This window comes from Pseudoalteromonas sp. UBA6610 (assembly GCF_002433295.1).
GTDB classification, from domain to species: domain Bacteria; phylum Pseudomonadota; class Gammaproteobacteria; order Enterobacterales; family Alteromonadaceae; genus Pseudoalteromonas; species Pseudoalteromonas atlantica.
Genome location: NZ_DJHW01000030.1, coordinates 607 through 25,086, shown reverse-complemented (window position 1 = coordinate 25,086; position 24,480 = coordinate 607). Strand labels below are relative to the sequence as shown.

General features: G+C 39.8%; 25 protein-coding genes. 14 read left to right on the top strand and 11 right to left on the bottom strand.

What is annotated here, in order from left to right; genetic code table 11:
• Positions 1-236: 236 nt before the first annotated feature.
• A complete protein-coding gene (locus B4F91_RS04410; RefSeq protein WP_024034225.1) occupies positions 237-533 on the top strand; it encodes a ComEA family DNA-binding protein in 297 nt (98 codons plus the stop codon).
• Positions 534-544: 11 nt separating this feature from the next.
• On the opposite strand, the gene B4F91_RS04405 is transcribed toward B4F91_RS04410, so the two are convergent.
• Positions 545-847 (bottom strand): DUF6170 family protein, encoded by a 303-nt coding sequence (locus tag B4F91_RS04405; RefSeq protein ID WP_004587377.1) that lies wholly within the window; start codon positions 845-847, stop codon positions 545-547.
• Between the two features lies 1 nt (position 848).
• Positions 849-1,367, bottom strand: coding sequence for a disulfide bond formation protein DsbB (dsbB, locus tag B4F91_RS04400; protein ID WP_004587376.1), 519 nt, complete (start codon positions 1,365-1,367; stop codon positions 849-851).
• A gap of 521 nt (positions 1,368-1,888) precedes the next feature.
• Here dsbB and fadR point away from each other — a divergent pair.
• Together fadR and B4F91_RS04390 are read left to right on the top strand one after the other, a co-directional pair.
• Positions 1,889-2,602 (top strand): fatty acid metabolism transcriptional regulator FadR, encoded by a 714-nt coding sequence (gene fadR, locus B4F91_RS04395; protein ID WP_004587375.1) that lies wholly within the window; start codon positions 1,889-1,891, stop codon positions 2,600-2,602.
• 235 nt (positions 2,603-2,837) lie between these two features.
• Positions 2,838-3,443, top strand: a complete 606-nt coding sequence (locus B4F91_RS04390; RefSeq protein ID WP_004587374.1) for a peroxiredoxin — start codon at positions 2,838-2,840, stop codon at positions 3,441-3,443.
• Between the two features lie 88 nt (positions 3,444-3,531).
• Here B4F91_RS04390 and B4F91_RS04385 read toward each other — a convergent pair whose 3' ends face one another.
• Positions 3,532-6,123, bottom strand: coding sequence for a TonB-dependent receptor (locus tag B4F91_RS04385; protein ID WP_286938327.1), 2,592 nt, complete (start codon positions 6,121-6,123; stop codon positions 3,532-3,534).
• Between the two features lie 378 nt (positions 6,124-6,501).
• Positions 6,502-6,981 carry an SsrA-binding protein SmpB gene (smpB, locus tag B4F91_RS04380; RefSeq protein WP_004587371.1) on the bottom strand — a complete coding sequence of 160 codons (480 nt, stop codon included), beginning with the start codon at positions 6,979-6,981 and terminating at the stop codon, positions 6,502-6,504.
• 145 nt (positions 6,982-7,126) lie between these two features.
• Between smpB and B4F91_RS04375 the strand changes: the two genes are divergently transcribed.
• Both B4F91_RS04375 and B4F91_RS04370 read left to right on the top strand, forming a co-directional pair.
• Positions 7,127-7,564: a type II toxin-antitoxin system RatA family toxin gene (locus tag B4F91_RS04375; protein WP_055253005.1), complete on the top strand. Its 438-nt coding sequence runs from the start codon at positions 7,127-7,129 to the stop codon at positions 7,562-7,564.
• Positions 7,564-7,881: an RnfH family protein gene (locus tag B4F91_RS04370; protein WP_024031817.1), complete on the top strand. Its 318-nt coding sequence runs from the start codon at positions 7,564-7,566 to the stop codon at positions 7,879-7,881. Before B4F91_RS04375 ends, B4F91_RS04370 begins: the two co-directional genes overlap by 1 nt.
• A 64-nt stretch (positions 7,882-7,945) precedes the next feature.
• On the opposite strand, the gene B4F91_RS04365 is transcribed toward B4F91_RS04370, so the two are convergent.
• Positions 7,946-8,305 (bottom strand): outer membrane protein assembly factor BamE, encoded by a 360-nt coding sequence (locus B4F91_RS04365; RefSeq protein ID WP_004587368.1) that lies wholly within the window; start codon positions 8,303-8,305, stop codon positions 7,946-7,948.
• Positions 8,306-8,412: 107 nt separating this feature from the next.
• Here B4F91_RS04365 and B4F91_RS04360 point away from each other — a divergent pair, with 107 nt between their 5' ends.
• Positions 8,413-8,727: a GIY-YIG nuclease family protein gene (locus tag B4F91_RS04360; RefSeq protein ID WP_004587367.1), complete on the top strand. Its 315-nt coding sequence runs from the start codon at positions 8,413-8,415 to the stop codon at positions 8,725-8,727.
• Here the strand turns inward: B4F91_RS04360 and B4F91_RS04355 are convergent.
• The 3 genes from B4F91_RS04355 to ilvC form a co-directional block, all read right to left on the bottom strand.
• Entirely contained in the window at positions 8,713-9,891 is a 1,179-nt protein-coding gene (locus B4F91_RS04355; protein ID WP_121637161.1) for a tetratricopeptide repeat protein, read from the bottom strand. The two genes, B4F91_RS04360 and B4F91_RS04355, sit on opposite strands and share 15 nt — an antisense overlap.
• A gap of 79 nt (positions 9,892-9,970) precedes the next feature.
• Complete coding sequence (locus tag B4F91_RS04350) at positions 9,971-11,890, bottom strand: methyl-accepting chemotaxis protein (RefSeq protein WP_286938323.1); 1,920 nt, start codon at positions 11,888-11,890, stop codon at positions 9,971-9,973.
• Positions 11,891-12,054: 164 nt separating this feature from the next.
• Positions 12,055-13,527: a ketol-acid reductoisomerase gene (gene ilvC / locus B4F91_RS04345; protein ID WP_029773436.1), complete on the bottom strand. Its 1,473-nt coding sequence runs from the start codon at positions 13,525-13,527 to the stop codon at positions 12,055-12,057.
• A gap of 139 nt (positions 13,528-13,666) precedes the next feature.
• On the opposite strand from ilvC, the gene ilvY reads away from it, so the two are divergent.
• From ilvY to B4F91_RS04315, 6 genes are all read left to right on the top strand, one after another.
• Complete coding sequence (ilvY, locus tag B4F91_RS04340) at positions 13,667-14,572, top strand: HTH-type transcriptional activator IlvY (RefSeq protein ID WP_121637162.1); 906 nt, start codon at positions 13,667-13,669, stop codon at positions 14,570-14,572.
• Between the two features lie 121 nt (positions 14,573-14,693).
• Positions 14,694-15,740: a GGDEF domain-containing protein gene (locus tag B4F91_RS04335; RefSeq protein WP_286938320.1), complete on the top strand. Its 1,047-nt coding sequence runs from the start codon at positions 14,694-14,696 to the stop codon at positions 15,738-15,740.
• A 111-nt stretch (positions 15,741-15,851) separates the two neighbouring features.
• The gene (locus B4F91_RS04330; protein ID WP_282451978.1) at positions 15,852-16,715 is read left to right on the top strand and encodes a MipA/OmpV family protein; all 864 of its coding nucleotides are present in this window, start codon (positions 15,852-15,854) and stop codon (positions 16,713-16,715) included.
• A 13-nt stretch (positions 16,716-16,728) separates the two neighbouring features.
• Positions 16,729-17,097 carry a DUF3019 domain-containing protein gene (locus B4F91_RS04325; RefSeq protein ID WP_036963332.1) on the top strand — a complete coding sequence of 123 codons (369 nt, stop codon included), beginning with the start codon at positions 16,729-16,731 and terminating at the stop codon, positions 17,095-17,097.
• Positions 17,098-17,111: 14 nt separating this feature from the next.
• A complete protein-coding gene (locus B4F91_RS04320; protein WP_024031826.1) occupies positions 17,112-17,804 on the top strand; it encodes a response regulator transcription factor in 693 nt (230 codons plus the stop codon).
• Between the two features lie 23 nt (positions 17,805-17,827).
• Entirely contained in the window at positions 17,828-19,075 is a 1,248-nt protein-coding gene (locus B4F91_RS04315; protein WP_064386818.1) for an ATP-binding protein, read from the top strand.
• A gap of 296 nt (positions 19,076-19,371) precedes the next feature.
• Here B4F91_RS04315 and B4F91_RS04310 read toward each other — a convergent pair whose 3' ends face one another.
• Positions 19,372-19,593, bottom strand: coding sequence for a DUF3820 family protein (locus B4F91_RS04310; RefSeq protein ID WP_121637164.1), 222 nt, complete (start codon positions 19,591-19,593; stop codon positions 19,372-19,374).
• Between the two features lie 405 nt (positions 19,594-19,998).
• Positions 19,999-21,573 (bottom strand): cation:proton antiporter family protein, encoded by a 1,575-nt coding sequence (locus B4F91_RS04305; RefSeq protein ID WP_286938316.1) that lies wholly within the window; start codon positions 21,571-21,573, stop codon positions 19,999-20,001.
• Between the two features lie 266 nt (positions 21,574-21,839).
• Here B4F91_RS04305 and B4F91_RS04300 point away from each other — a divergent pair, with 266 nt between their 5' ends.
• A complete protein-coding gene (locus tag B4F91_RS04300; RefSeq protein ID WP_029773443.1) occupies positions 21,840-22,583 on the top strand; it encodes a sporulation protein in 744 nt (247 codons plus the stop codon).
• A gap of 58 nt (positions 22,584-22,641) precedes the next feature.
• The gene (locus tag B4F91_RS04295; RefSeq protein WP_248451070.1) at positions 22,642-23,091 is read left to right on the top strand and encodes a GNAT family N-acetyltransferase; all 450 of its coding nucleotides are present in this window, start codon (positions 22,642-22,644) and stop codon (positions 23,089-23,091) included.
• Positions 23,092-23,192: 101 nt separating this feature from the next.
• On the opposite strand, the gene B4F91_RS04290 is transcribed toward B4F91_RS04295, so the two are convergent.
• The coding region (locus B4F91_RS04290) for a sodium-dependent transporter (RefSeq protein WP_288635390.1) at positions 23,193-24,480 on the bottom strand (1,288 nt) is incomplete at its 5' end.

Genomic DNA, 24,480 nt, shown 5'->3' with positions numbered 1-24,480 from the left:
GCTTGTCATCAATTTGACAAAAAAGCGTAACTTTACTTTAGTTAAGCAATCACTTGTTGTACCAGCTGCATTTTAGGTTTTCGGATTTAGGTGATTATGCACTGGAAATAATATAAGTGATGCGCGTTGCTCCTTATTTAACATTATTTCCTCAAATAAAAATTAAGCACATGTTTAAAGCCAAATTAGCAGTTTAACTATAACGCTTTGGTATAAACAAAAATAAGGAATAACAAATGAAAAATCTATTAACGCTACTTATTATTAGCTTTTTAAGCTTTAGCGCGTTTACCCACGCTAACCCTGTTGAAGATAAGCCTATGGTTGAAATGCCGCAAGCGCCGGTTATTAATATTAATAGTGCCGATTCAGAAATGCTGGCCAAGTTGCCTGGTATTGGTAAGAAAAAAGCGCAGGCTATTGTTGATTACAGGGTTGAAAATGGTGAATTTTCCCAGCTGAGCGACTTAACTAACGTAAAAGGAATAGGTAAAAAGCTTGTAGCTAAACTAGAAGGAAAAGTGTCTTTATAATAGGCAGGGCGCTAAGCGCCCTGTGAATACTGCTCAAGTGCTTTGGCTAAATATTTTTTAGCAAAGTTTATTTCAATCGGGGTTGTTAAAAGCGGGTAACACAGGCCACCTAAAATTAAAAAGGGAATGAGTTCCCACCCTTTAAAAACAGTAAATAATAAAAACAATGGGCTGAGCAATATCAGCTTTACTATTCTTAATAACACTCTATCGGTGGCAGGTAGCATACTTAGCGCAATAGCAACAACGGCTTGTCGCTGCCTTACTTTAAGGTGCTTTAGTTCAGGCAGCTGACTGGTAAAAAACGTAAACATATTAAATAGTCTTTTTAGTAAGTAAGCGAGTGGTAACAATTACAAAAAGCGTGATAGTAAATAACGCAAATAGTATTTCCATCCATGCTGGCATACTTAATCCCGCAAATTGCCAATCGATATTACCGCAATCCCCTGTGGCTTGAAAAAAGCTTGGGATCCATTCATGCAATGGCATAAATGAAGGAAAGTTTGGCTCAAACTCACAGCTGAACGCAAAGGGATCGGTGGTTGTTTGCATTTCAATGTGCTCACGTGCAATAAAGTAACCCCACACACTTGATACACCCCACACTAAATAAGCGATAGCGCGTACTAATTTACTTTGTGGTTTAGTTGCGCCAATAATGCCTGCCCCTAATAAGCCTAATACCGCAGTTCGCTGGTAAATACACATAATGCATGGAGCAAGTCCCATCTGGTATTGAAAAAACAGTGCGGTGACTTCTAATAAAAATACAATGCCTGTAAATAGTAGCCATGGAGTACGTTGAGTAGGGAGTTGTGCTAGCCAGTTCATAAAAAATCCGCATTGAAATAAGACGTTGAATTATGTACTAGGATAAAGTAACGAGCAACAAAAAGGGTAAAAAAGCTACCGAAGTCGCTTTTTTTAAGATGAAATTAATAAGCGGTTATGGCCAATCCTATTTAGGGAAAGGTTAAGCTTAATTTGCTAAGTGAACATGTAATATAAGATTGGTTCGCTAAAAAGGCTTGTTTAAACGTTGTAGTTAACAGGCTCTGCTGTATGCGACTTTTGAATGTGCTTGTTGCCGCACACGGGAATTATTGTAGTAATGTAATGGTTAAGCAAAAACAGCAATAGCATTAATGTACCTACTATGAATAGGGTTAATTTATTTAGCAAATTAGACCTAATTTAAGCATGTTGAATTTTATTATTTACTATTGCGAAATTTTCAGCGGTTGGTTGGCACTTATATCAACGAGTTTACTTGTTAGTTATATTTCATCTGGTACAATCTGTCAGTTATTCGTATAAAACGATGAGTTGTGATTAATTCGAGTGGGAATTGAATGAGAATTTTTAAAGCTAAAAGCCCAGCAGGATTTGCTGAAGAGTATATAGTTGAATCTATCTGGAACGGCGATTTCCCTCCAGGTTCAATTCTACCTGCAGAGCGTGAGCTTTCTGAGTTAATTGGTGTAACCAGAACAACCTTACGTGAAGTACTGCAACGTTTAGCACGCGATGGCTGGCTAACTATTCAGCACGGCAAGCCAACCAGAGTGAATAACTTTTGGGAAACATCGGGTTTAAACATACTCGAAACGCTGGCGCGCTTAGATGAAGACAAAATGCCAGAGCTGACCGATCAGTTATTATCTGCACGTACTAATATTAGTGCTATTTATACCCGTGCAGCGATAAAGCTTAACCCTGAGCGTGTTATTGAAATTTTATCAAAAAGCGATGAACTTGAAGACACTGCGCAAGCTTTTGCAGATTACGATTACAAAGTACACCACGAATTAGCTGTCGCTGGTAATAACCGCATATACGTACTTATACTTAACGGTTTTAGAGGGTTTTACTTTAAAATTGGTTGTCATTATTTCTCAGACGCAGGCACTCGCCAGTTAGCACGTCAATTTTATAAAGACCTAACAGTATTGGCTGAAAACCGTGAGCATGATGGCGCGATTTCAATGATGCGTAAGTTTGGCCATCAAACCGGTGAAATCTGGCAAAATATTAAAGGCGATATGCCTTCCGATATCATGGATTAACCCATTTTTAAAACCTGCAAATGCAGGTTTTTTTATAGGCGTAATAAAGTTTTAATATCTGTTCGGTATTTTCGATTGTGCACATCGCTAAATACGATTGTTCTTTTTTCCTTATTAAATTTAAAATGCCACGTAATTATGTGTTGGCGCTATTGTTTTTTAATTTTTAGCGCCCATATAAGTATCAGCATTGCGTATGCAATCGACAACAAACTCAAAATATTTGGAGAATAAAATGGGTGTATTAGTAGGCCGCCAGGCACCAGACTTTACCGCTGCAGCTGTACTAGGTAATGGTGAAATTGTAGATAGCTATAACCTTCATGAAACAATTAAAGGTAAAAAAGCAGTAATCTTCTTTTACCCACTAGATTTCACGTTTGTATGTCCTTCAGAACTTATCGCATTTGATAAGCGTTACGAAGAATTCCAAAAGCGTGGCGTAGAAGTAATTGGTGTTTCTATCGATTCACAATTCTCACACAACGCATGGCGTAACACTGCTGTAGCAGACGGCGGTATTGGTAAAGTTCAATACGCACTAGTTGCAGATGTTAAGCACGAAATTTGTAAAGCATACGACGTTGAGCACCCTGAAGCGGGCGTTGCATTTCGTGGCTCTTTCCTAATCGATGAAGAAGGTAACGTACGTCACCAAGTAGTGAACGACTTACCACTTGGTCGTAACATCGACGAAATGATCCGCATGGTTGACGCGCTAGCATTTCACAGCGAAAACGGCGAAGTATGTCCTGCAGGTTGGGAAGAAGGTAAAAAAGGTATGGACGCAAGCCCTGAAGGTGTTGCTAAGTTCCTATCTGAAAACGAAGGCGAGCTATAATTTAGCCCCTACGTTTTAATAAAAAAAACCGCCATATGGCGGTTTTTTTGTTTTTAGCATAGCCCATTTAATAATGGGCTATATTAAATTAAAACGAGAAGGTTACTTTAGTGTAGAAGTAACGACCACGTGGGTTGTGTACGCCCGATGCATACCCGTAAAGGTCGGCATCGCCATCACCAATGGCAAATGGTGGCTCTTCGTCGAATACGTTATTTACACCAAGCGACACTTTAGTTGCATCACTTACACGGTAAGATGTTTGTAAATCTACCAATGCTTGCGAGTCAACCATACGCGATGTATTGCTATCAAAGTCTAAATTACCGTCAAAGTCTATATCTGGGGTATCTTCAAACTCGCCTACGTAGCTAATATTTACGTTGGTATTAAATTGTCCAATTTCCCAGTTAGCAGAGAAAATCCAGCGGTGCTCTGGGTAATTGTATTCACCCGTGTAATCGCGGCCGTCTTTTTCAAACTTGTTTTGGTACGCCCATTCTAAGTTAAATTTAAGCAAGCCTAAATCATCCAGCGAATGGTTGTAATTTGCTGATAAATCAACACCTGACACTTCTTGCGAAGAGACGTTTTCAAAGGTGCTGTATATTTTTTGAATGGTGCCTAAGCTATTACCACCACTAGGTGCTAAGCGTACACACACCGTGCTATCTTGGTTATTACACTCAGAGTTATAAATTGGGCCAAATTCTTGTTCATCAATTTTATTATCTTGGGTAATACTCCACACATCTACGCTTAAACCAAACTCAGCAGAAGGTGCCCAAATAAAGCCAACGTTCCATGATTCTGACTCTTCGGCTTCTAAGTCAGGGTTACCAGCAAATTCAATGTTGTAATCTAGCGCGTCACAATCAAGGCCAGTTGCTTCACAGCGATAAGTATCTACAAAAAACTGACTTTCTTGTGATGGACCTAAACCTACTTGTGCAAGCGATGGCGCTCTAAACCCTTGTGCCCACGAACCACGAATGGTTATTTCGTCGGTAGGTGCCCAACGTAAAGCGACTTTAGGGTTTGTTGTATTACCAAAATCGCTGTAATCATCGTAACGGCCAGCGAGTTGTAGCTCTAGGTTTTCAGCAAGTGGGATTGAAAATTCCACATAGGCTGCGTATTGGTCGCGCTCTGCTGCAGCAGACACAGACTCAGTACCAAAAATTAAACCGCGCTGAAATTGGTCATCCGGTGTATCGGTTACATCTTCTTCACGGTATTCAATACCCGCGGCCATCATAACCACGTCATCACCAAAGCTAAATGCTTCACCAGAGATGTTAGCGTCGAATGAGGTCATATGAGACTCACCGCGGCGAACTAAGCTTGTGGTAATTCTGTCAATGACTTCTGGGCTGTTATACGTGCCACCAAATGGGTTGTAGTTACCGGCATCAATTTCTTGTTGTAAAAAGTCGGTGCGAACCCAACCTTGCGAACGATCGCCTGTTTGAAGTGATTTACTACGGCCTTTTTGAACCGCAGCTTCCCAGCTCCATTCCTTAATTTCGCCTCTTAGGCCAGCTACAAAGCGAAGTGTGTCTGATTCAATATCCCATTGGCGAGCGCCCGCATCAACCGTACGGTAACGGCCAATTTGAATATCTTCACCAAACGGGTTGTTAGGGTGGCTAGCAGGTACTGTTAAACCTGCATCTTCATCAAGTGGAGTAGGGGCACCGGCTGCAACTGAGGTATTATGCTGCACTGCCATTTCTAAAAAGCCGGTAATACCATTATCAAAATTGTATTCAAATTGAGAAATAGCACCTACACGCTCAGACTCAGGGGCGATGTAGCCAAATGGGCCGTAATCAAATAAACAACTGCCGCTTGATGTGGCGTTTTCTGCAGGACAATCTGGGTCAATTGTTTTTACACCATCAACATAAAAGTAGCCTGGAAAGCCACGAGAAGAGCGAAAGTCTTCGCCGCCATAAGGCGATTGGTTAGCGGTGCCTAAGCTGCCCATTTCATCTGACGAAAGCGAGGTGTTTTTAAAGTAATCAATAATAATTGAGGCGCTGCTTTTTTCGCTAGTTGTACCCCATACTAAACTTGCTGTTGTTTCTTCGTAATTAGGGCCATCGGTACCACCGTAGCCTAAGTTTAGTTCAACGCCATCTATGTCTTTTTTCAAAATAACGTTGACTACGCCCGCTACTGCATCAGAGCCATAAATTGCTGATGCGCCATCTTTTAAAATATCAATGCGCTCAATCGCCGATACCGGAATACTATTAATATCGACAAATGAGTTTGTAATACCTTCGGCAAAGGCACTAATAGCCACACGGCGGCCGTTGATTAGCACCAATGTAGCATCAGCACCTAAACCACGTAGGCTGACCGCGGCAGATCCATTTGCAGTTGAATCTTGGTTGTTGCCGCGTGTTGAGAAAGTACCGCTGCCTGCCACAGGCATTCTTTCGAGGAGTTGTTGAAGGTTATCGTAACCCATGTTTTCGATATCTGCTCTGCCAATAGATTGTACTGGCGAAGGCCCTTCGATATCGGTGCGTTTTATGCGCGAACCTGTTACTTCAATGCGTTCTACTTTTTTTGCTTCTTCAGCAGCATAAGCTGTTGTTGTAAACCCTGCTGAAAGTGCGATTGTAGCACCTGCAATTATGCTAGGTGTAAATGCAATTGATTGCTTCATCCTTAAGTCCTTGTTGATATGTTATAAATTTAGTTGCTTAACAAGCGCTGACATTAATATCATGTAACTTAAGTGTTATCAATCTACACCCTTTGCGATTTTAGTATGAGTTTTTGTAGAGTATTGAGGGAAAAATATTCAATAATAGAAACAACGAAAAGGGATAGACAAGGCTAAATTACTCGCTTTGTATCATAAAATTTGCGCACTAAAATGGACAGGCATCTAAAGAAATTAAAAAAATAAATAAAGTGTAATAATTTATTTATATCACGCACAGGGATGAATTAAATAAAGCTGAGGGTAATTTGATCAGGTTGTTTTAAATTTAACCGGTGAGAAATTAAAAAAAACGCCTAAATAAATTAGGCGTTGTGATTATACTTTATGTTTCATGAGGCGTTCTTTCTCACGCGACCAATCTTTATTTTTGCCGTCTTCACGTTTGTCATGCATTTTTTTACCTTTTGCTAAGTGAAATTCAAGTTTCACCCAACATTTTTTCCAATACATGGCAGTGGCAACAAGTGAGTAGCCATCTCGTTCAGTGGCACCGACTAATCTATCAAGCTCTTTGCGGCTTAATAACAGTTTACGGTATCGCATTGGATCGCAAATAACATGAGTCGATGCGCTATTTAAAGGCTGAATTTGACTGCCTAATAAAAAAGCTTCGCCATTTTTAAGATGAATATAAGTTTCTGAGATGTTTACCTTACCAGCTCGGATACTTTTTACTTCCCAGCCCTGTAGTTCAACACCTGCTTCAAACTTGTCGTGTAAAAAATACTCATGACGCGCTTTTTTGTTAAGCGCGATGGTATTACTGTTCGATTTTGATGATTTGTTCTTAGCCATAGTGCCCTATAATATACGTATTAAGAGATGTTTTACATCGATTTTTTATATGTGCCTTTAAAATAATCTGGTGAACTTAAGACCATGAAAATTTGGGGAAACGCGCAAAGCTTGCTAAAATTCGCCCACACAGTTGGGAGTGAGTATGCCACAAATAGAAAAAAGTGCGCTGGTTATGTACAGCACTAAAGAGATGTTTGACCTAGTTAATGATGTAGAAGCTTATCCGCAGTTTTTACCTAATTGCTCAGACTCTAAAATCGTTTCGCAGCACAATAATAACATGACCGCGAGTTTAGAAATATCCAAGGCGGGTATAAAAAAGTGGTTTACCACTGAAAACACCTTTATTGACGAGCAAACCGTGCAATTAAGGCTGGTTGATGGCCCATTTAAAACTCTTAAAGGGCGTTGGCATTTTCAAGCGTTAGATAAAAAAGCCTGTAAAGTTGAGCTTAAGCTTGAATTTGAATTCTCTAGCAAGCTTATAGAATTGGCGTTTGGTAAAATTTTTAATGATGTAGCTAAAAATATGGTTAGTGCATTCACGCAACGTGCAAAAGATGTATACGGAGCAAGATAATGATTAGCGTTGAGATAGTTTTTGCATTACCGACTAAAGCAACCACATTAACGGTGGAAGTAGCGCAAGGAACCACAGCCGAACAAGCTGTTATTCAATCGGGGATCATTGATAAGTGCCCTGAAATAGACCCAACTGCGCTTACTTTAGGTGTATGGAATAGAACAGTAAAAGCGCATTACGAATTAAAAGATGGCGACAGAATAGAAATTTATCGTCCACTAATTGCAGACCCTAAAGATGCTCGAAGAAAGCGTGCTGAAAAAGCAAAAGAGGAAGGTCGAGCAAATAAAGTTACCGGTGGGCGTCCTTTATAAAGGTTATTAATGTAGTAAATAAAAAAGGTGAGCCATGCTCACCTTTTTTTAATAACTAAAGCGTTTACTGCTCTAGCGGAGTATCAAAGTTTTCTGGTTGATCATAATCACCCGAAACAGCAACTAGTTGATCATTTTCAAATTTAACCAGCAACTCTTTATGCTGCTCATTATCGCGGCCTTTGTTAAAGCTGTACACATAACGCCAGGTACTATTATCAAACGCATCTTCTGCTATTGGACGACCTAATACATAAATAACTTGCTCTCGTGTCATGTTTACACGAAGCTTATCTACATCTGATTGCTCTAAAAAGTTACCCTGTGGGATATTGATTCTATATACCCAGCTAGAACAACCTGCTAAAGAGCTGAATGTGAGAGCAACGATAAGCCAAAGAGAAAAAGTTTTTAACGACTGCATTGTTAGTTGTGATCCTTATTTTTTATAATCTGCATGATACCGATTAGTCACTGAAGGTAAAACCCTTTTAAGAAATTGTTTTTAGTTACGAGGGTTAGGGCAACGTTTTGACCACAAACACACAAAAAAGTTTAAGTATAAATATAAGCAAAGCACACAAAGTACCCTCAACGTGGTATTTGTATATAGTGCAAACGCGTTTAGGCCACTGGTATACAGGTATAACAACCAATGTTGATAAGCGCTTAGCCACGCATCAAGCGGGTAAAGGCGCAAAAAACTTAAAAGGCAAAGGCCCTTTAGTTTTAATTCATCAACAAAAGGTGGGCTCAAAAAGCGAAGCCAGCAAGTTAGAGTGGCAAATTAAAAAATTAAGTAGGGCCCAAAAAGAGCACTACGTACAACAGCTAATGACTAAGTGAAGCTGTGGCATTTTTTAATGCTTTTAATTTATTACGATAGCGGGCTTTGTCATAGTTAAACTCGGCGTTTATACCCGCTAAACGCATATAATGTGTTGCCTGCTTTATATTGCCGGTAAAATAATATGCTCGCGCAAGGCCAAAGTGGCTTTCGTGTAACTTAGCGTCAATTTTATAAGCGCTTTTAAAATGCTTAATCGCTTGAGAGTAATTTTTAAGTACCAGTTCACTATTACCCAATGATATATGGTAATACGGGTTAGCTTGGCGCTTTTTATTGAGCTGTTTTAGCATTTGCTGACCTTGTTTAGCGCGGTTACTTAAGGTGTACAGCACAGCGAGATTACCTATGGCAGTATGGTTATTTTTATCAAGCAATAAAGCATAGTTATATGCCTGTTCAGCTTCTTTTAAATAATTAAGCTGCCTAAATACAATACCTAAATTTCCCCAGCCACCACTGTATAATGGGGCGGCTTCAACGGCGGCACTAAAGTAGCTATAAGCTAAATTATAATTTTTATTTACTAACGCTTGAGCGCCTTTATTGTTATAAAACATAGCCGTAACAAACTCTTTGCTTATTGGGCTGGTTTTAAAGCGTTGTTTTCTTATATTCGGGTCGAAGTCTATGGTTAACTGTTTATCACGTTGATAAACCATTGTGGCTGGTATTGTTTGCATAAGCGCATTGTCAATTGATAAATTAATATGCCCTGTCAGTAAATTAACCCCTTTATTCATTGCCCAATATTCAGGAATATGAACCTTTTGAAAGCGCGCTTTTATACCTAAATAATCGGCTAAGCTATACGCTAATATCGATAACGACAGGCAATTAGCATTTAAATTAGCGTAGGTTTGCGATGCACTCAATGTGGCGCCACTTTGATAGGTTAATGAGTTATCGCCGTTTTTTAATAAAAAACTTAAAATACTGTTCGCTAAGTAATGCGCGCTGCGCTTACTGGTTAAGTGGGCATCAAGTTGGGAAGTGATTGTTTTGTCGAGCTTAAATATGTCTTGCTCGGTTTCAACGTTAATACGGTTAAATGTTGGATGGTTTGCAAGGGCAAGCGGCGGCGGTTCACGCACCGTGGTGTTACATGCGCTTAAATATAAGCAGCTACTTAGTAATAATGCGTTAAAACAAGATATGTTCATAAACCACCTCCAACATATTACATCTATAAGTGTAGATGCAATATGCGTAGGTGGTTTATTAAAGTGTTACAAAACGTGTTTAGTGGTGTTTTTCAAAGGTGGCTACGAGTGCATCAAGCGCTTGAGCGCTATTTGCTAAATCGCGAATTGCTTGCTCGGTGTTTATTTGTTCATTCATAGCACGGTCACTAATTTCACTTATTTGCTCAATATTACGTCCTACATCAGCAACCACGTTACTTTGCTGCTCAGTTGCGGTGGCAATTAAGGTAGCCATGTCGTTTATTTGATTTGCTGTTTCGCTTATCGCATCAAGCAATTCAACAGAGCTTTGCATTGCGCCTACGCTTTGTTGGGCTTTTTGCTTAGATTGACTAATATCGTTTACTACATCTTCAGAAATAGTGGTTAGCTCTTCAATCATTGACTGAATTTCGGTGGTTGATTGCGAGGTACGATTAGCAAGCGCGCGTACTTCATCGGCCACCACTGCAAAGCCTCTACCATGCTCACCAGCCCGTGCCGATTCGATGGCTGCGTTTAAGGCCAGTAAATTAGTTTGCTCTGAAATGCCGCGAATAGAGTCAACAATACTCGCTATATCAATTGTTTTTTTAGAAAGCAGTGCTACTTGCTCGGTAATGCCGTCAATATCAGTGGCAAGCGCTGAAATTGTAGCTTGGCTTTGCAGTACTTGCTGATGGCTTTGGCTGGTGTTTTCTTGACTGCTTTGCGTTAACTTAGCTGCATTAGCCGCACTTTGTGCTATTTCTTGTACAGTTGCGCCCATTTCGTTAATGGCTGCAGCAACCGAAATGGTTTGCTCTTTTTGATTATCAATAGACTGCGAGTTGTTTTTTGCTTGTTCAAATACATGATTAGAACTTTGGCGTATTTCTGTACTTTCGTTGGCGACTTGCTTGATGGCAGTTTCAATTTTATGAATAAACTGGTTAAAGCCATGGCTTAAATTGTTTAGCTCTGGCTGATTAGACTCTGGCAAACGGTACGCTAAATTAGCATCGCCTGATCCTAAACGTGAGAACAGCTCGGCCATATCCGAAAGCGGTGACGCTAAAGAACGTGCTAACAAGTAACTTAGCATGCTAGCAACGAGGGCTATCACTAGCGTAAATGTAAATATTTGCCACTCCAATGTACCTACAGTCGCAAACACCTCACTTTTAGGTACTTGGGCTAATACGTATAAGTCGGTATTGGCTATTGGCATGGCTGCTAAAAATGTGGCTTCGTTATTAAGTGATAATTCTGTAATTGCAAAACCAGAAGGGTTATACAAAGTACTATGAACATTACTGCCATAAAGTGTGTCTATGTTTACTTTAGCCACTTTATTTGCATCTTTATGTAACTGAATTAAGCCGCTTTTATCTGCAATAAATACAAAGCCTGTTTGCTCAATTTTAAATTGTTGTAATAGCTTTTGCATGTCGGTGATGCTTTTTGCAAGCCCCGCTAATCCAAGCCCATTTGTTTGTTGATGATTTACAAACATTTTTACATCAGTCGGGGATTCTTGATAAATACTGATTGAGTACGGATTATTTGAGTTGGTAAAGCCAAAAAACCACCCATCAGCCGCGTCGTTTTTAAGCACGCGTAAAAATCCGTGTTGGTTCCAATATTGTGCTGTATCACGGTTAGCCCATGACGCCGTTGCTAAATCAAACTGCTTTGCTACGCGGTTTAATTCTTTAAGCAGTAGTGTGTCGTCTTGGTTATTTGAGCGCGCCCACTCTAAGATAAATTCATTTGATGATAGTTGCTGTGCAGCACCTAGTAGTTCGTTTATTTCGCCACCAATTTGATTACTAATACTGTGTAATTTGCTGGGTAGCTCAGATTCAATCATACGTCGTTCTATAATATCTTCAGAGCTATATAAAGACGTTAAACCAATTAATGCAGCGACACAGATTGCAATGGTACTGCCTAAAATGGTGATTTTTTGAGTGATAGTTAGGTTTTTTATCGTCATATTATTTAACTTTACAACTAGGTAGATAGCCATGTTAGCACATTATTAATTAAGCGCTAATTATTGCAATATATCTAAAAGGGTATACTCGCTTTTTATTATTACTAGCACGAAAAAGCCCACAGCGTATGCATGTGGGCTTGGTTTCTAACAAGCGAAACTAGTTATACAATTTTCTTCATAGCTGACATGTAGCCGCGTAGTCTAGCGCCAACAATTTCAACAGGGTGCTCACGTAGTGCAGTGTTAATTTGAATCAATGTTTGGTTATCTACTTGGTTACTTTGCTCATTTAAGCCTTTACCAATAACATCGGTGTCGATGTTTTTCATAAAATCGGCCAATAATGGTAAACAGGCATGGTTGTATAAGTAACAGCCGTATTCTGCAGTATCAGAAATAGTACGGTTCATTTCGAATAATTTTTTACGTGCTATTGTGTTGGCAATTAACGGTGTTTCGTGTAAAGACTCATAATAAGCCGACTCGTCAATAATGCCCGCTGCAGTCATGGTTTCAAATGCAAGCTCAACGCCCGCTTTAACCATAGCAACCATTAAAATACCGTTATCGAAAAACTCTTGCTCAGAGATTTCTACATCACCAGCAGGGGTTTTTTCAAAGTTAGTTTCGGCAGTTTCTGCACGCCATTTTAGTAAGTTTGCATCGTCGTTTGCCCAATCTTCCATCATTACGCGTGAGAAAGTACCGTCGATAATGTCATCTTGGTGCTTGTTATAAAGCGGGCGCATAATAACTTTAAGTTCTTCGCTTAGTTCAAACGCTTTTACTTTTGCAGGGTTTGATAAACGGTCAAGCATGTTAGTAACGCCGCCGTATTTAAGGGCTTCGGTAATTACTTCCCAGCCGTATTGAATTAGTTTTGATGCGTAACCCGCATCAATGCCTTTTTCAATCATTTTATCAAAACATAAAATTGAACCGGTTTGTAACATGCCACAAAGAATTGTTTGCTCGCCCATTAAGTCTGATTTAACTTCAGCGATAAACGATGACTTAAGTACACCGGCACGATGACCACCGGTACCCGCAGCGTAGGCTTTAGCTTGTGCTAAGCCGTGACCTTGTGGGTCATTTTCTGGGTGAACAGCAATAAGAGTAGGTACACCAAAGCCGCGTTTGTATTCTTCGCGAACTTCAGAGCCAGGACACTTAGGAGCAACCATGATTACCGTAATGTCTTCACGAATTTGCATGCCTTCTTCAACAATATTAAAACCGTGCGAGTAAGCAAGTGTAGAGCCTTGTTTCATTAAAGGCATAATGGCAGTTACAACGGCCGTATGTTGCTTATCAGGTGTTAGGTTTAATACTACGTCAGCGCTCGGAATTAGCTCTTCGTACGTGCCTACAGTAAAACCGTTTTCAGATGCATTTAGGTATGACTGACGACGCTCATCAATTGCTGATTGACGTAACGTGTACGATACATCTAGGCCTGAGTCACGTAAGTTTAAACCTTGGTTAAGACCTTGTGCGCCACAGCCAACAATAACCAGCTTTTTACCTTTAAGTGCATCAACACCATCGGTAAATTCACTTGGGTCCATAAATTCACATTGCGCTAATTGAGCTAACTGCTCGCGTAAAGGTAAGGTATTAAAATAATTCGCCATGTTAGTGTCCTATAATTCGTGTTTGTTAGATGCAAAGCGTATTTGCTTTGCTTAAACACACCATAAAAAAAAACTTTGCTTGCGTAAAATGATATATTTGCACTAAAGTATTTCAAAAGATGAAACGTATAGGCGTGTAATGGATCATAAGCATTTAAATTACTTTTTAGCGTTAGCTAAAACGCTCCATTTTGCCAGGGCGAGCGAGCTGTGCCATATAAGTGCACCTACTTTAAGTCGTAATATTAAGCAGCTTGAAGATGAGGTCGGCGTTGCTTTATTTATACGCGATAACCGAAGTGTAAAATTAACTAAAGAAGGGGAGTCGTTTATTGATTACGCCACCTCTACACTGGCTAATTGGCAGCGCTTTAAAGCGAATGTGAAAGACCCAACCCAGCATATTTACGGTAATGTGAGTATTTATTGCTCAGTCACCGCCTCGTATAGTTTTTTGCATCAAATATTAGAACAACTCCGCGCGCAGCATCAGCATATAGAAATAACGCTAAATACCGGCGATCCGGCGTTGGCAATAAACCGAGTACTGGATGCCCATGAATCAATGGCTATTGCTGCACGGCCAAGTAAACTGCCTGCCCAAATTGCTTTTGTTAATATAGGCCACTCTCCACTGGTTCTTATTGGCCCTAAAATTCAATGCCCGATCAGCGAAAAAATAGCGAAAAACGCCCCACATATTGATTGGTCAGAACTGGAGTTTATTGTACCTGAGCAAGGTTTTTCTAGGCAGCGGTTAGAGCAGTGGTGGCGGAAAAATAATGTGCATGGAAAAATTTATGCACAAGTAGCAGGGCACGAAGCTATGGTATCTATGGTGAGCCTAGGATTAGGTGTCGCCATGGTTCCCAAAATAGTGCTAGATAATAGTCCGCTACAAGACAAGGTACACGTACTGCCCAGTGAAAATTACCAGCCAGAAGGGTTTGATATTGGTTTGGCGGTGCTAAAAAAAGAGCTTAACGACCCAGCAATCAGTGCATTATGGAATATTGCACAAACTTTAGGCGCAAATGTTATTTAAGCTTTTAACGATTAATATAATTCAGTAAATAGTATGATTAACAGTTGCGTATGAGTTTACTATTACTTAACATGAAAGCTTAATAATAAAAAATAATGACGCACGAGAGTTTATAATAATTATGGATCATGCTGTATCGCTCGCTCATTCTGCTCAATGTTTAAAAAAAGCAATTCCTCTGATGGTAAAATACCGAATGCCGGTAACGCCTATCAATTACGCTATTTGGTATTGCTATGTGCAAGGCAGTAAACCAGCATTAAATGCTGAGCTTGATCACGTCATTGCTGAGCAACAAACATGTACTCAAAATAAAGCAAAAGAAATTTTTGATAAGCATTTGAGCGAAGATGACTTAGTGTTTTTTCAAGAAATGGCAGATCGCTTCCATGGCACTATGGAGCAAGTACAGCATGATATAAGCGTTACCCTCAATCATTCTAAAAGCTTTACCACGTCGTTGGTAGATTCTCAAAATGAGTTAGCAAGTTTAGCTAATGTAAATTCGTTTAACGAAATACTCGGTTGTGTTGAACGCTTAACTGACGAGTCGGTGGCTATGCAAGACTATGCGCGAGAATTTCAAACTAAGCTTGCGGTAGCCTATAACGAAATTAAAGATTTAAAAGAAGCACTTAACCTTTCTCAAGAAGCAGCCGATACAGACCCCCTGACAGGCTTTTTTAATAGAAGAAAGTTTGATGATGATATTCAGCAGTTTTGTCAAACCTATTCAGAGCAAGCTGACGAGAGCGTATTGGCGGTACTAATCATGTTTGATATTGATCACTTTAAGCGTTTTAACGACGATTTTGGTCATCAAAAAGGCGATGAAGTACTTAAATTAGTAGCCAAAAAAGTTTCGAAAAATATTTCCGATAGCCTGAATGTTTACCGCTATGGTGGTGAGGAGTTTTGTATTACCGGGTATTTTGACAGCATCAACGAGATTATGGTGTTTGCTGATAAAATTCGTTTAGATATTGCCTCATTAACTATCCGTAAAAAAGACGATGTAAATTCTAAACGTGCAATTTCTGCAAGTTTTGGGCTCGCTATTTTACGTCCATTCACGAAAGGTTCGGTACTTATTGAGCGCGCCGACCGAGCTTTATATATAGCTAAAACACATGGTCGCAACCGTATTGAAATAGCCCCTGACATTTAAATGTGATACTCATGTATAAAAATTGTGAATGATTGTAACCAGGTGGCGCACATTTGTGCTTACCTTGCTAGTATGGGTCACTTACTTATTTTACTCATTTAGATTAGGTTAATGCGGCTCAATACTTTTATTTACATTTTTTGCTTTGTGGTGTGTCTTGTTTGCGTGCCTAGCACAGCTTCGCAGGCCTATAACGAACAAGAGTATGCGCAGCAACATATTACTGTTAAGAAGTGGCATGTAAATCTAAGTGTCGGCGCGGGTGTTATTACCAACCCTCTGCATGGCGGAAAAAACGTCCCGCTCCCTGTGATCCCACGCATTGCTTTTTATGGCGAGCGCTGGTTTTTCGATAATGGTCGCCTTGGCTACACACTTGTAGAAAATCAAAAGCATCATTTTAATATCGTTTCAGAACTGAACGCAGAGTCACGCTTTTTTATTGATTGGCATCCTAATAACCTCTTTGTTTTACCAGCAACCGCAGGTGCTTCTGCATTAGCGCAAAATAATCCTCAGCCTAAAAAAATAAATATCGATAATATTGATAATCGCCATTTAGCCCTAGATGCCGGGGGAAGCTATCATTATGTGCAGCAAAACCATGTGCTATCGATACAGTTATTACACGATATAAGTAATGTTTATAACGGTACTCGGGGCGCTATACAATGGCAGTACCACAGTGAAGTGGGGCGTTTAAAGTTAAAACCAACGCTTGGGGTTAACTATAAATCAGCTGAATTAAACAGCTACTATTATGGTTTAAAAGCACACGAAACCTCATTAGGTAAAATTGACGTTGGTAGTAGCTGGCAACCTTATGCTAAAATCGACGCCAGTTGGCCATTGAGTGAGGCTAACAGTCTTCGTTTTCATGTAGCATATTACGACTATTCAGCTATGGATGGCAGTCCGCTTTTTGAACGTAACTATTCAATGACTGCTTTTATAGGATTCGATCATACTTTTTAATATGAAGTATTTAATGTTGATTGTGCTTACAGTTTTTCTGTTTAGCCCTCCCGTTGTAGCGCAAAATGCGTCTTTAAAGGTCTCTCCCAAAGTGTGTGTTGTGTCTGAGCAGCAAGCGTTTTGCGATCTCGATTTAAAGTTTAATTGGCAGCAACCATCGCCAAGCGATGCATGCCTGTACCAACAAAACAAACTGATTAAATGCTGGCAACAGCAGGCTGTTGGTGAGTTTGAGTATAAAGCGCGTGTTCAGGTAGAGACCATATACTCCTTAATCAATCCTCATACCGGTGTGTTAATTGCTAAAACACACGTTGAAGTGCAAAGTGCTGATGCTAAAAAAAGTAGGCGCAGGCTTCGCTCTCCATGGAGCTATTTTTAATTTAGGAGCAACTCATGCCAAAAATTTTACTTGTTGAAGATGACCTAGGTTTACAACAACTAACAAAAGATTATCTTGAACATAATGGCTTAGAAGTAGACGTATTAAGCCGTGGTGATGAAGTATTTAGTTATCTTGAGAATAACGCTGCTGATTTAATGATTTTAGATATTATGTTGCCAGGTAAAGATGGCTTTAGCGTATGTCGACAAGTACGTGATAAGTTTTCGTTGCCAATTTTAATGCTTACTGCAAAAGGTGAAGACTTTGATCAGGTGATTGGCTTAGAGCTTGGCGCAGATGATTATGTGGTAAAACCTGCAGAACCGCGTGTTTTACTGGCGCGTGTAAATGCATTACTGCGTCGCGGGCAACCCGTGGTTAAGGCCGCAGAAGAGATTCAGTTTGGTGATTTAGTCATTGATAAAACCAGCCGAATTGTTAAATTAAACGAAAACGAAATAGTACTTACATCCCATGAGTTTGAGCTATTATGGCTACTTGCCTCAAATGCAGGCGAAGTACTAAGCCGTGAACATGTTCATCAACATATGATTGGCCGTCAATACGACGGGCTTGACCGTACCGTTGATGTACGCGTGTCACGAATTCGCAAAAAGCTAGGTGATAACAGCGATAAACCTTACCGTATAAAAACCGTGTGGGGGCAAGGTTACTTGTTTGTATCAGACGCCTGGGAAAAATAATATATGAAGGTAAATAAGGAATAATGGGCAAACTATTTATAAGTTTATATGTTTATATCATTGTTTCTTTATTTATTGTTAGTGGTGTTATAGAACAAATTTGGCCTTACGAAGAGACGCAGCAGCAAGTGCTGTTAGATGATGAGTTTGGCCAAGCACTTTGGTTATTATCGCAAACCGATGATGGACTAGATAAGCTAAAACACAGCTTTGAAAGCCAAGTTATTGCCCGCAAAGATCTTATTTTACCCCTTAAGCAGCAAGCCTCATTAGATAAAAACCATTACCTGTATCTGTATGATAAAAAGCAGCGCATAGTGTGGTATGTTGAGCTTGGTGATAACAAACTACTTCAAATTGGTCCTGTAGGCGTTATAAAAGCACCTGAAAGCTCTGTTATCCCGTATTTAATGTTACTGGCTATTGTAGGGTTACCTGTGGGGCTGTGGAGCTTTTTACTATGGCGTGATTTTTCTAAATTAAGCCATGCGTGCGAAGCGGTAGATGGCTCGCAAGACTTTAACTTAAGCAGTCCTTCTAAATCGTTTTTTTTACCCGTTACTGATACTCTAAAAGTAATGCAGCAGCGCATAGAGCATCTTCTTAGTGCGCAACAAGAACTGACCTCCTCTGTATCTCATGAATTTAGAACGCCCCTTGCACGGTTAAAGTTTGGTATAGCCATGTTAGAAGAAACACTGCAATCGGAAAAAGGGCAACATTACCTCACTAATATGCAGGCAGATATAAGCGAACTTGAAGCGCTTGTGTGTGAAATGCTTGAATACGCTCGGCTTGATTCACAGCAACCAAGCTTAGCGAGAAGCGACGTTGATTTGGCTGCTTTGACACAATCGGTCATTAATAAGCTAAATTTTGCAAGCGGCATAGAGTTTAATGCGGTGTTACCACAGGCTTTAGTGTACAAGTGTGATGCGCACTTTATTGCGCGTGTAATGCAAAACTTGGTGGGCAATGCGTTAAAGTACGCTGTTAGTCGTGTTGATGTCACACTCAAAGCGCAGGGTGATGCAATTTACTTTATTGTGGAAGATGACGGAGAAGGTATTTTAAAAAGCGACAGAGAAAGCGTATTTAAACCTTTTACTCGTTTAGATAAAAGCCGTGATAAAAGCACAGGGGGCTTTGGTTTAGGCTTAGCAATAGTGGCAAAAATTGTATCGTGGCATAAAGGGCACTATTCAATCACTGACTCATCGCTTGGTGGCGCTAAGTTTATAGTTACCTTACCTAATACCTATCCTCAATAATACTTAATCATTTTGTGGGGCCAAATGTGTCGCTACCTACGTTAAAAAACTCCCATTTACGAGTGCATGAATGCAGAAGCAATTGCCGAGAACAACTAAATAGCGCATTTTTTGCTTAGCTATCCACTCGTTTTTCCATTCTCAAAATAGATCACTTTATTATGCGGATTGGTATAAAAGCAACTTACCTAAAAACGCCAGGCATAAAAAAAGCGCCTAAGGCGCTTTTTGTGGTTAAAAACCAAAATCAACAAGTAGCAAAATAGTAGACCCGGCTACGTGGAAAAAGTTCTCAATTATTTTTCATTTTTTTTAAGTAGGGGCATCAGCATTTGCTCAAGCCCGTTTAATTTAACCTCGTACATCATTGCAAGCTGCGACCCGAGTTTACTTTCTGGAAACCCTTGCTGTTTAAACCACACTAGGTAGGGCTCTGGCAAAAGCAATAAGGGTCTGCCTGCGTATTTTCCAAAGGGCATAATTGTATTAATGGCGAGCTTGAGTTCGGCTGTATCCATAATAAGTCAGTAATTGATAAAACGTATAATAGTAATACTACTGCTTATTAATAATAAACGCATTAAATAGCGGCTGGGTAAGCGGGCAAGTAAACAGAAATAAAATAGGCTGTGACGGGCAAGAAACAGCCTATTGAACGAGGGAGTAGGCCCTCTGATTGAATAAATTTGTGTTGATAAATAAATGCTTACCTTGCATTAATTAGCTGGAGTCTAATTATGTGACACAGGTGCGAAGGCGTTTATTTAAACAACACCGGTAGTTTATCTGTTTTTTTTACAGATAGAGAGAAGTAATGTAAAGGAATGTAAATAAAATGAGTTTTTAAACTAAAACTAATAAAAAAGCCTTATTAAAAATAAGGCGTTTTCATTTGGTTTTTTTTATTGTTTAGTATAAAAGTGCTATTTTTCGAATAGCTCTTGCTTTACGTGCTCGGCAAAACCACTTCCTGCTTCTAAATAAAAGTTATAGGTCGAGTTTACGCCCATTTGTTCAAGCTCTTTTTGTTGATCAGGGTAATTGGCGATAGCTGTTACTTGGCCTTTATAGCCTGAGGCTTGTAATTGCTCTAGTGCAAAAATATTTTGCATATGCTTTGGCATAGCTAACATGACCATTTCAACATGAGAGTGGTTAACGCGCTGCCAAAAGTCAGGGTCGGTGGCATCGGCAAGGAGTACCTTTCTATTGCGTTTAATATGTTTTTCTACCACCTCTGGTTTTATATCAATGCCCGCCACTACATTAGGGTGAGTCGCATTTATTGTTTCGTATGCACCTGTACCTATGCGTCCCATACCAAATATAACAATTTTAGTGTCGTTTAAATTAACGGGTAGCTCTTCAGCTAATCGGGTTTTGCTTTCGAATTTTAATAACCAGCGCTCAATTTTTACGTATAACTCGTTTGAGCGTTTATTAAGAGGCGATGCAATAACAAAGGTAATAGACACCGCAATAGCCATTACCGCCAGCCACTCTGAGGTGATCATGCCTGTAGAAGCTGCCACAGCACACACAATGAGGCCAAACTCACTAAAATTAGCAAGGCTAAATGCAGTGAGTAACGAGGTGCGTGCTCTGAGCTTAAAGGTATTCGTAAACACATAATAAAGTAAGGTTTTAACTGGCAGAACAAATATAAGGATTAACGCTACAATTAATGAATTAGCTGTAAGCTCTGCGTTTAAACCAATACTTAAGAAAAAACCGACCAGCAAAATATCCTTTAAATTAAGCAGCGACTTTGAAAGCTCTCCCGCCTTTTTATGTGGCGCAAACATCATCCCCATAATGAGCGCGCCTAAATCGCCCTTTAAACCTGCAAAGTCAAAAGCGTTATAACCGGCTACCAACGCAAAGAAAAAGCCAAATAACGGCAATAGCTCACCATGTTTAGAGCGGTTAAGCACTGCATACATAAGTGGGCGTACTAAAGGTAGTGCAATAATTAAAACAAGAGCCCACATATTAGGTACTTTGCCGGTGCTAATGGCTAAAAATATAACCGCAAAAATATCCTGCATAACTAAAATGCCAATGGCTATTTTTCCGTGTAGGCTTGCCATTTCACCGCGCTCTTCAAGTACTTTTACCGCAAATACAGTGCTTGAAAAGCTTAGCGCAAACCCAACTAATAAGGCACTTTGCCAGCTTAAATCAACAAACATAGGCACAGCAAAAATACCTAGCAGTAACATAAAGCTACTAAATAATGCACTGCTAAAAATAATGTGTAGGGTAGCGGGCGCCCATACTTGGGGCTTGATTAAGCTGTTTACTTTAAGTTTTAAGCCAATACTAAATAAAAGAAGTGTTACACCCAGTGCCGCAATGGTATCGAGTAGTTCGGTGCTTTTATAGCCAGATAAATTTAATGCAAAACCGGCAAGTAAAAAGCCAATAAGGGGAGGAAGTTTTAATTGATAAACACCAAAGCCACAAACAAACGCGGCGGCAAAATAGATTAGTTCCATAATTCTTAATATCACTTCATTTGGGATTGCAGTGTAGCGAAAATTTTATACCATTGAAAATAAAAATAGCCCTAAAAATGAGCGCGTTTAATCAATTACTTGCCCAGCTACGTATAAAAAATGCACATTAAACACGTATTTAATCGTAAATAGCATGTAAATAACATTTTTTCACTGACATTGGCTTTTAAATATGGTTAAGATGCTTTAACGAAGGAGTTTAAGCTTGAGCAACAAACTGAGCCGCTCAGCTTAAGGAGATAGATATGTTTAAAAAGATTTTAGCGTCGGTAGGTATTGGCGCTGCAAAAGTAGATACAATTTTAGAAACTGAGCACCTTCAGCCAGGGCAACTCTTTAACGCTAATATCGTTATAACTGCAGGCGATGTGGCTCAAGAAATTGCTGGTCTTGATTTGTTTTTAATGACTCGCGTTAAAGTTGATGGCGAAGAAGGTGAGTACTTTACTAATCACGTAATTGATCAGTGGCGTATAACCGACATAGGCACCATTGAGCCAGGCGAAGTTAAAAGCATTCCATTTGAAGCGCGCCTTCATCCAGAAACGCCAATTACCGAAATTAATGCCGGCTATAACCAATCACATGTATGGATTGAAACAGGCCTTGATATTGATTTAGCACTAGACCCTACAGATAAAGACCATTTGCATATTTACCCTAACGAAGCTGTTAAAACCTGTATGCAAGCAATGGATAAATTAGGGTTTAGTTTATTAAAAGCTGATGTTGAAAAAGGCCATTTACGTGCGCCCACTTTTCAGTCGGTATCGGGGTGTTATCAAGAGTTAGAGTACAAGCCTAATAGCCGCAGCTTATTTGGTATTCAAGAAATTGAATTATCGTTTGTACCAGAAGCACACAAAACGCATGTTTTAATTGAGCTGGATAGAGCATTTAGAGGCGATGGTTATGTTGATTTAACCATAGAGCACGACCATGTGAATTTATCGCAGTTGTGCGACCAATTAGAGCGTTTGTTTGCCTAAGCAATGCGTAATTTAACTAAACCCAGCTTAGGCTGGGTTTTTTATTTTAGGATTTTATATGTCGTTTAAATGTGCGCATTTTGATGCGCTTGATACGCGTACTTTATTTACGATAATGCGCGGCCGTGTTGATGTATTTGTTGTAGAGCAAACGTGTCCTTACCCTGAGCTTGATGAAGTAGACATTAACCCTAGTACTCAGCATTTATATGCAATTGCAGATAATAGTTTATTAGCTTATGCCCGCTGCTATGAAAAAAATGAGCAGTACAGCGCAATAGGCCGTGTACTGGTTTGCAAAAGTGAGCGAGGTAAAGGGCGGGCTACTGAGCTTGTAAATGCGGCCATAGCATGTTGTAAAAAGCAGTGGCCAGAGCGTCATATTTATATAGGCGCACAAACCTATTTATTAGCATTTTATCGCTCTTTTGGCTTTACAGAAGTAGGGGAGCAATACCTAGAAGATGGCATCCCTCATCAAGATATGGTGTTAAATACACTAAGCTAATTTATTACGAGTAAATTTAAGCTATTAAAAAGCCCACTTAACGCGTGGGCTTTACTTAATTTAGAACTTAACCTGAACTCGGGTAAGTTAAAAATAACGTTTTAACTTAACACCGAATGTAAAAACACAGCACCAATAGCTATAGGGCACACAAACTTAGTGTATACAGGCCATACTTTCCAAAATAGTGTGTTATGAACCTCAGGGTTACCTTGCTGTATTGCTTTTAGTAGTGAGCCACGGTACCAAATCCAGCCAACAAAAATACAACACATTAAGCCAAGTAAAGGCTGAGCAACTTTAGTTGTTAGAGTGATTACTAAACCAAATAAGCTTCCTAAGTTACATACTATGGTAATGCTCACTGCGCTTATTAGCGCGCCAATTAGCCATGTTGCCTGCAGGCGGCTCATTGCAAAGCGCTCCACAGTATAGGATACCGGCGCCTCTAACATTGAAATAGAGGAGGTAAGTGCGGCTATACTCATTAGGGCAAAAAATGCAAAGCCTATAAATAAACCCACAGAGCCCATACCATCAAACAATGCTGGTAACACTTGAAACACCAGTGTGTCTTCAGAGAGAAGTTTGCCTGTAGATGAAAAAATTTCTACGCCTTGAGCTTGTGCGACATACATGGCTGGTATAATTAAAAGGCCCGCTACAAACGCGATAAACACATCTATTAATGTTACATATGCGCCTAGCGTGACTAGGTTTTCTTTTTTACTTATGTAAGAGCCATAAATAATCATCACGCTGGTGCCTAATGATAAAGAGAAAAACGCTTGCCCGAGTGCACTTACGAGTAAATTTGCATCAAATATAGATGAAAAATCAGGCACTAAATAGGCTTTAAGCCCTTGTATAGCACCTTCTTGGGTCATAACGTAGGCAATTAAGGCAAATAAAATACCTAAAAGCGCAGGCATAAGACGCTTAGACCATTTTTCTATGCCGTTTTCTACGCCACGGCTAATAATAGCCACGGTGAGTATGATAAATATCACTGTAAAAATGATGTTTCGTGTAAGTGACTGCTCACTTAACCACGTTGAAGCTTGATTTGCACCAGCTAATGTAGTGATAGGCTCGATTGTTGCGCTGAGCATCCAGCCTGCCACAATGGCATAAAAACTTAAAATAAAGCCTGCACATAAAATCCCGCCAAAACCCACGATAAAAGCAAAACGCTTTTGCCACGCGTGTGATGTTATTTTTGTTAAAGAAGACACCGCATTAGCTTGTCCGTGGCGGCCAATTATAAGCTCAGCCATAAGTGCGGGGTATGCTAAAAAGAACGCAAGTACCAAATAAGCGACTAAAAAAGCGGCACCACCATTACTTGCTGTTTGGGTAGGAAACCCCCAAATATTACCTAAACCTACT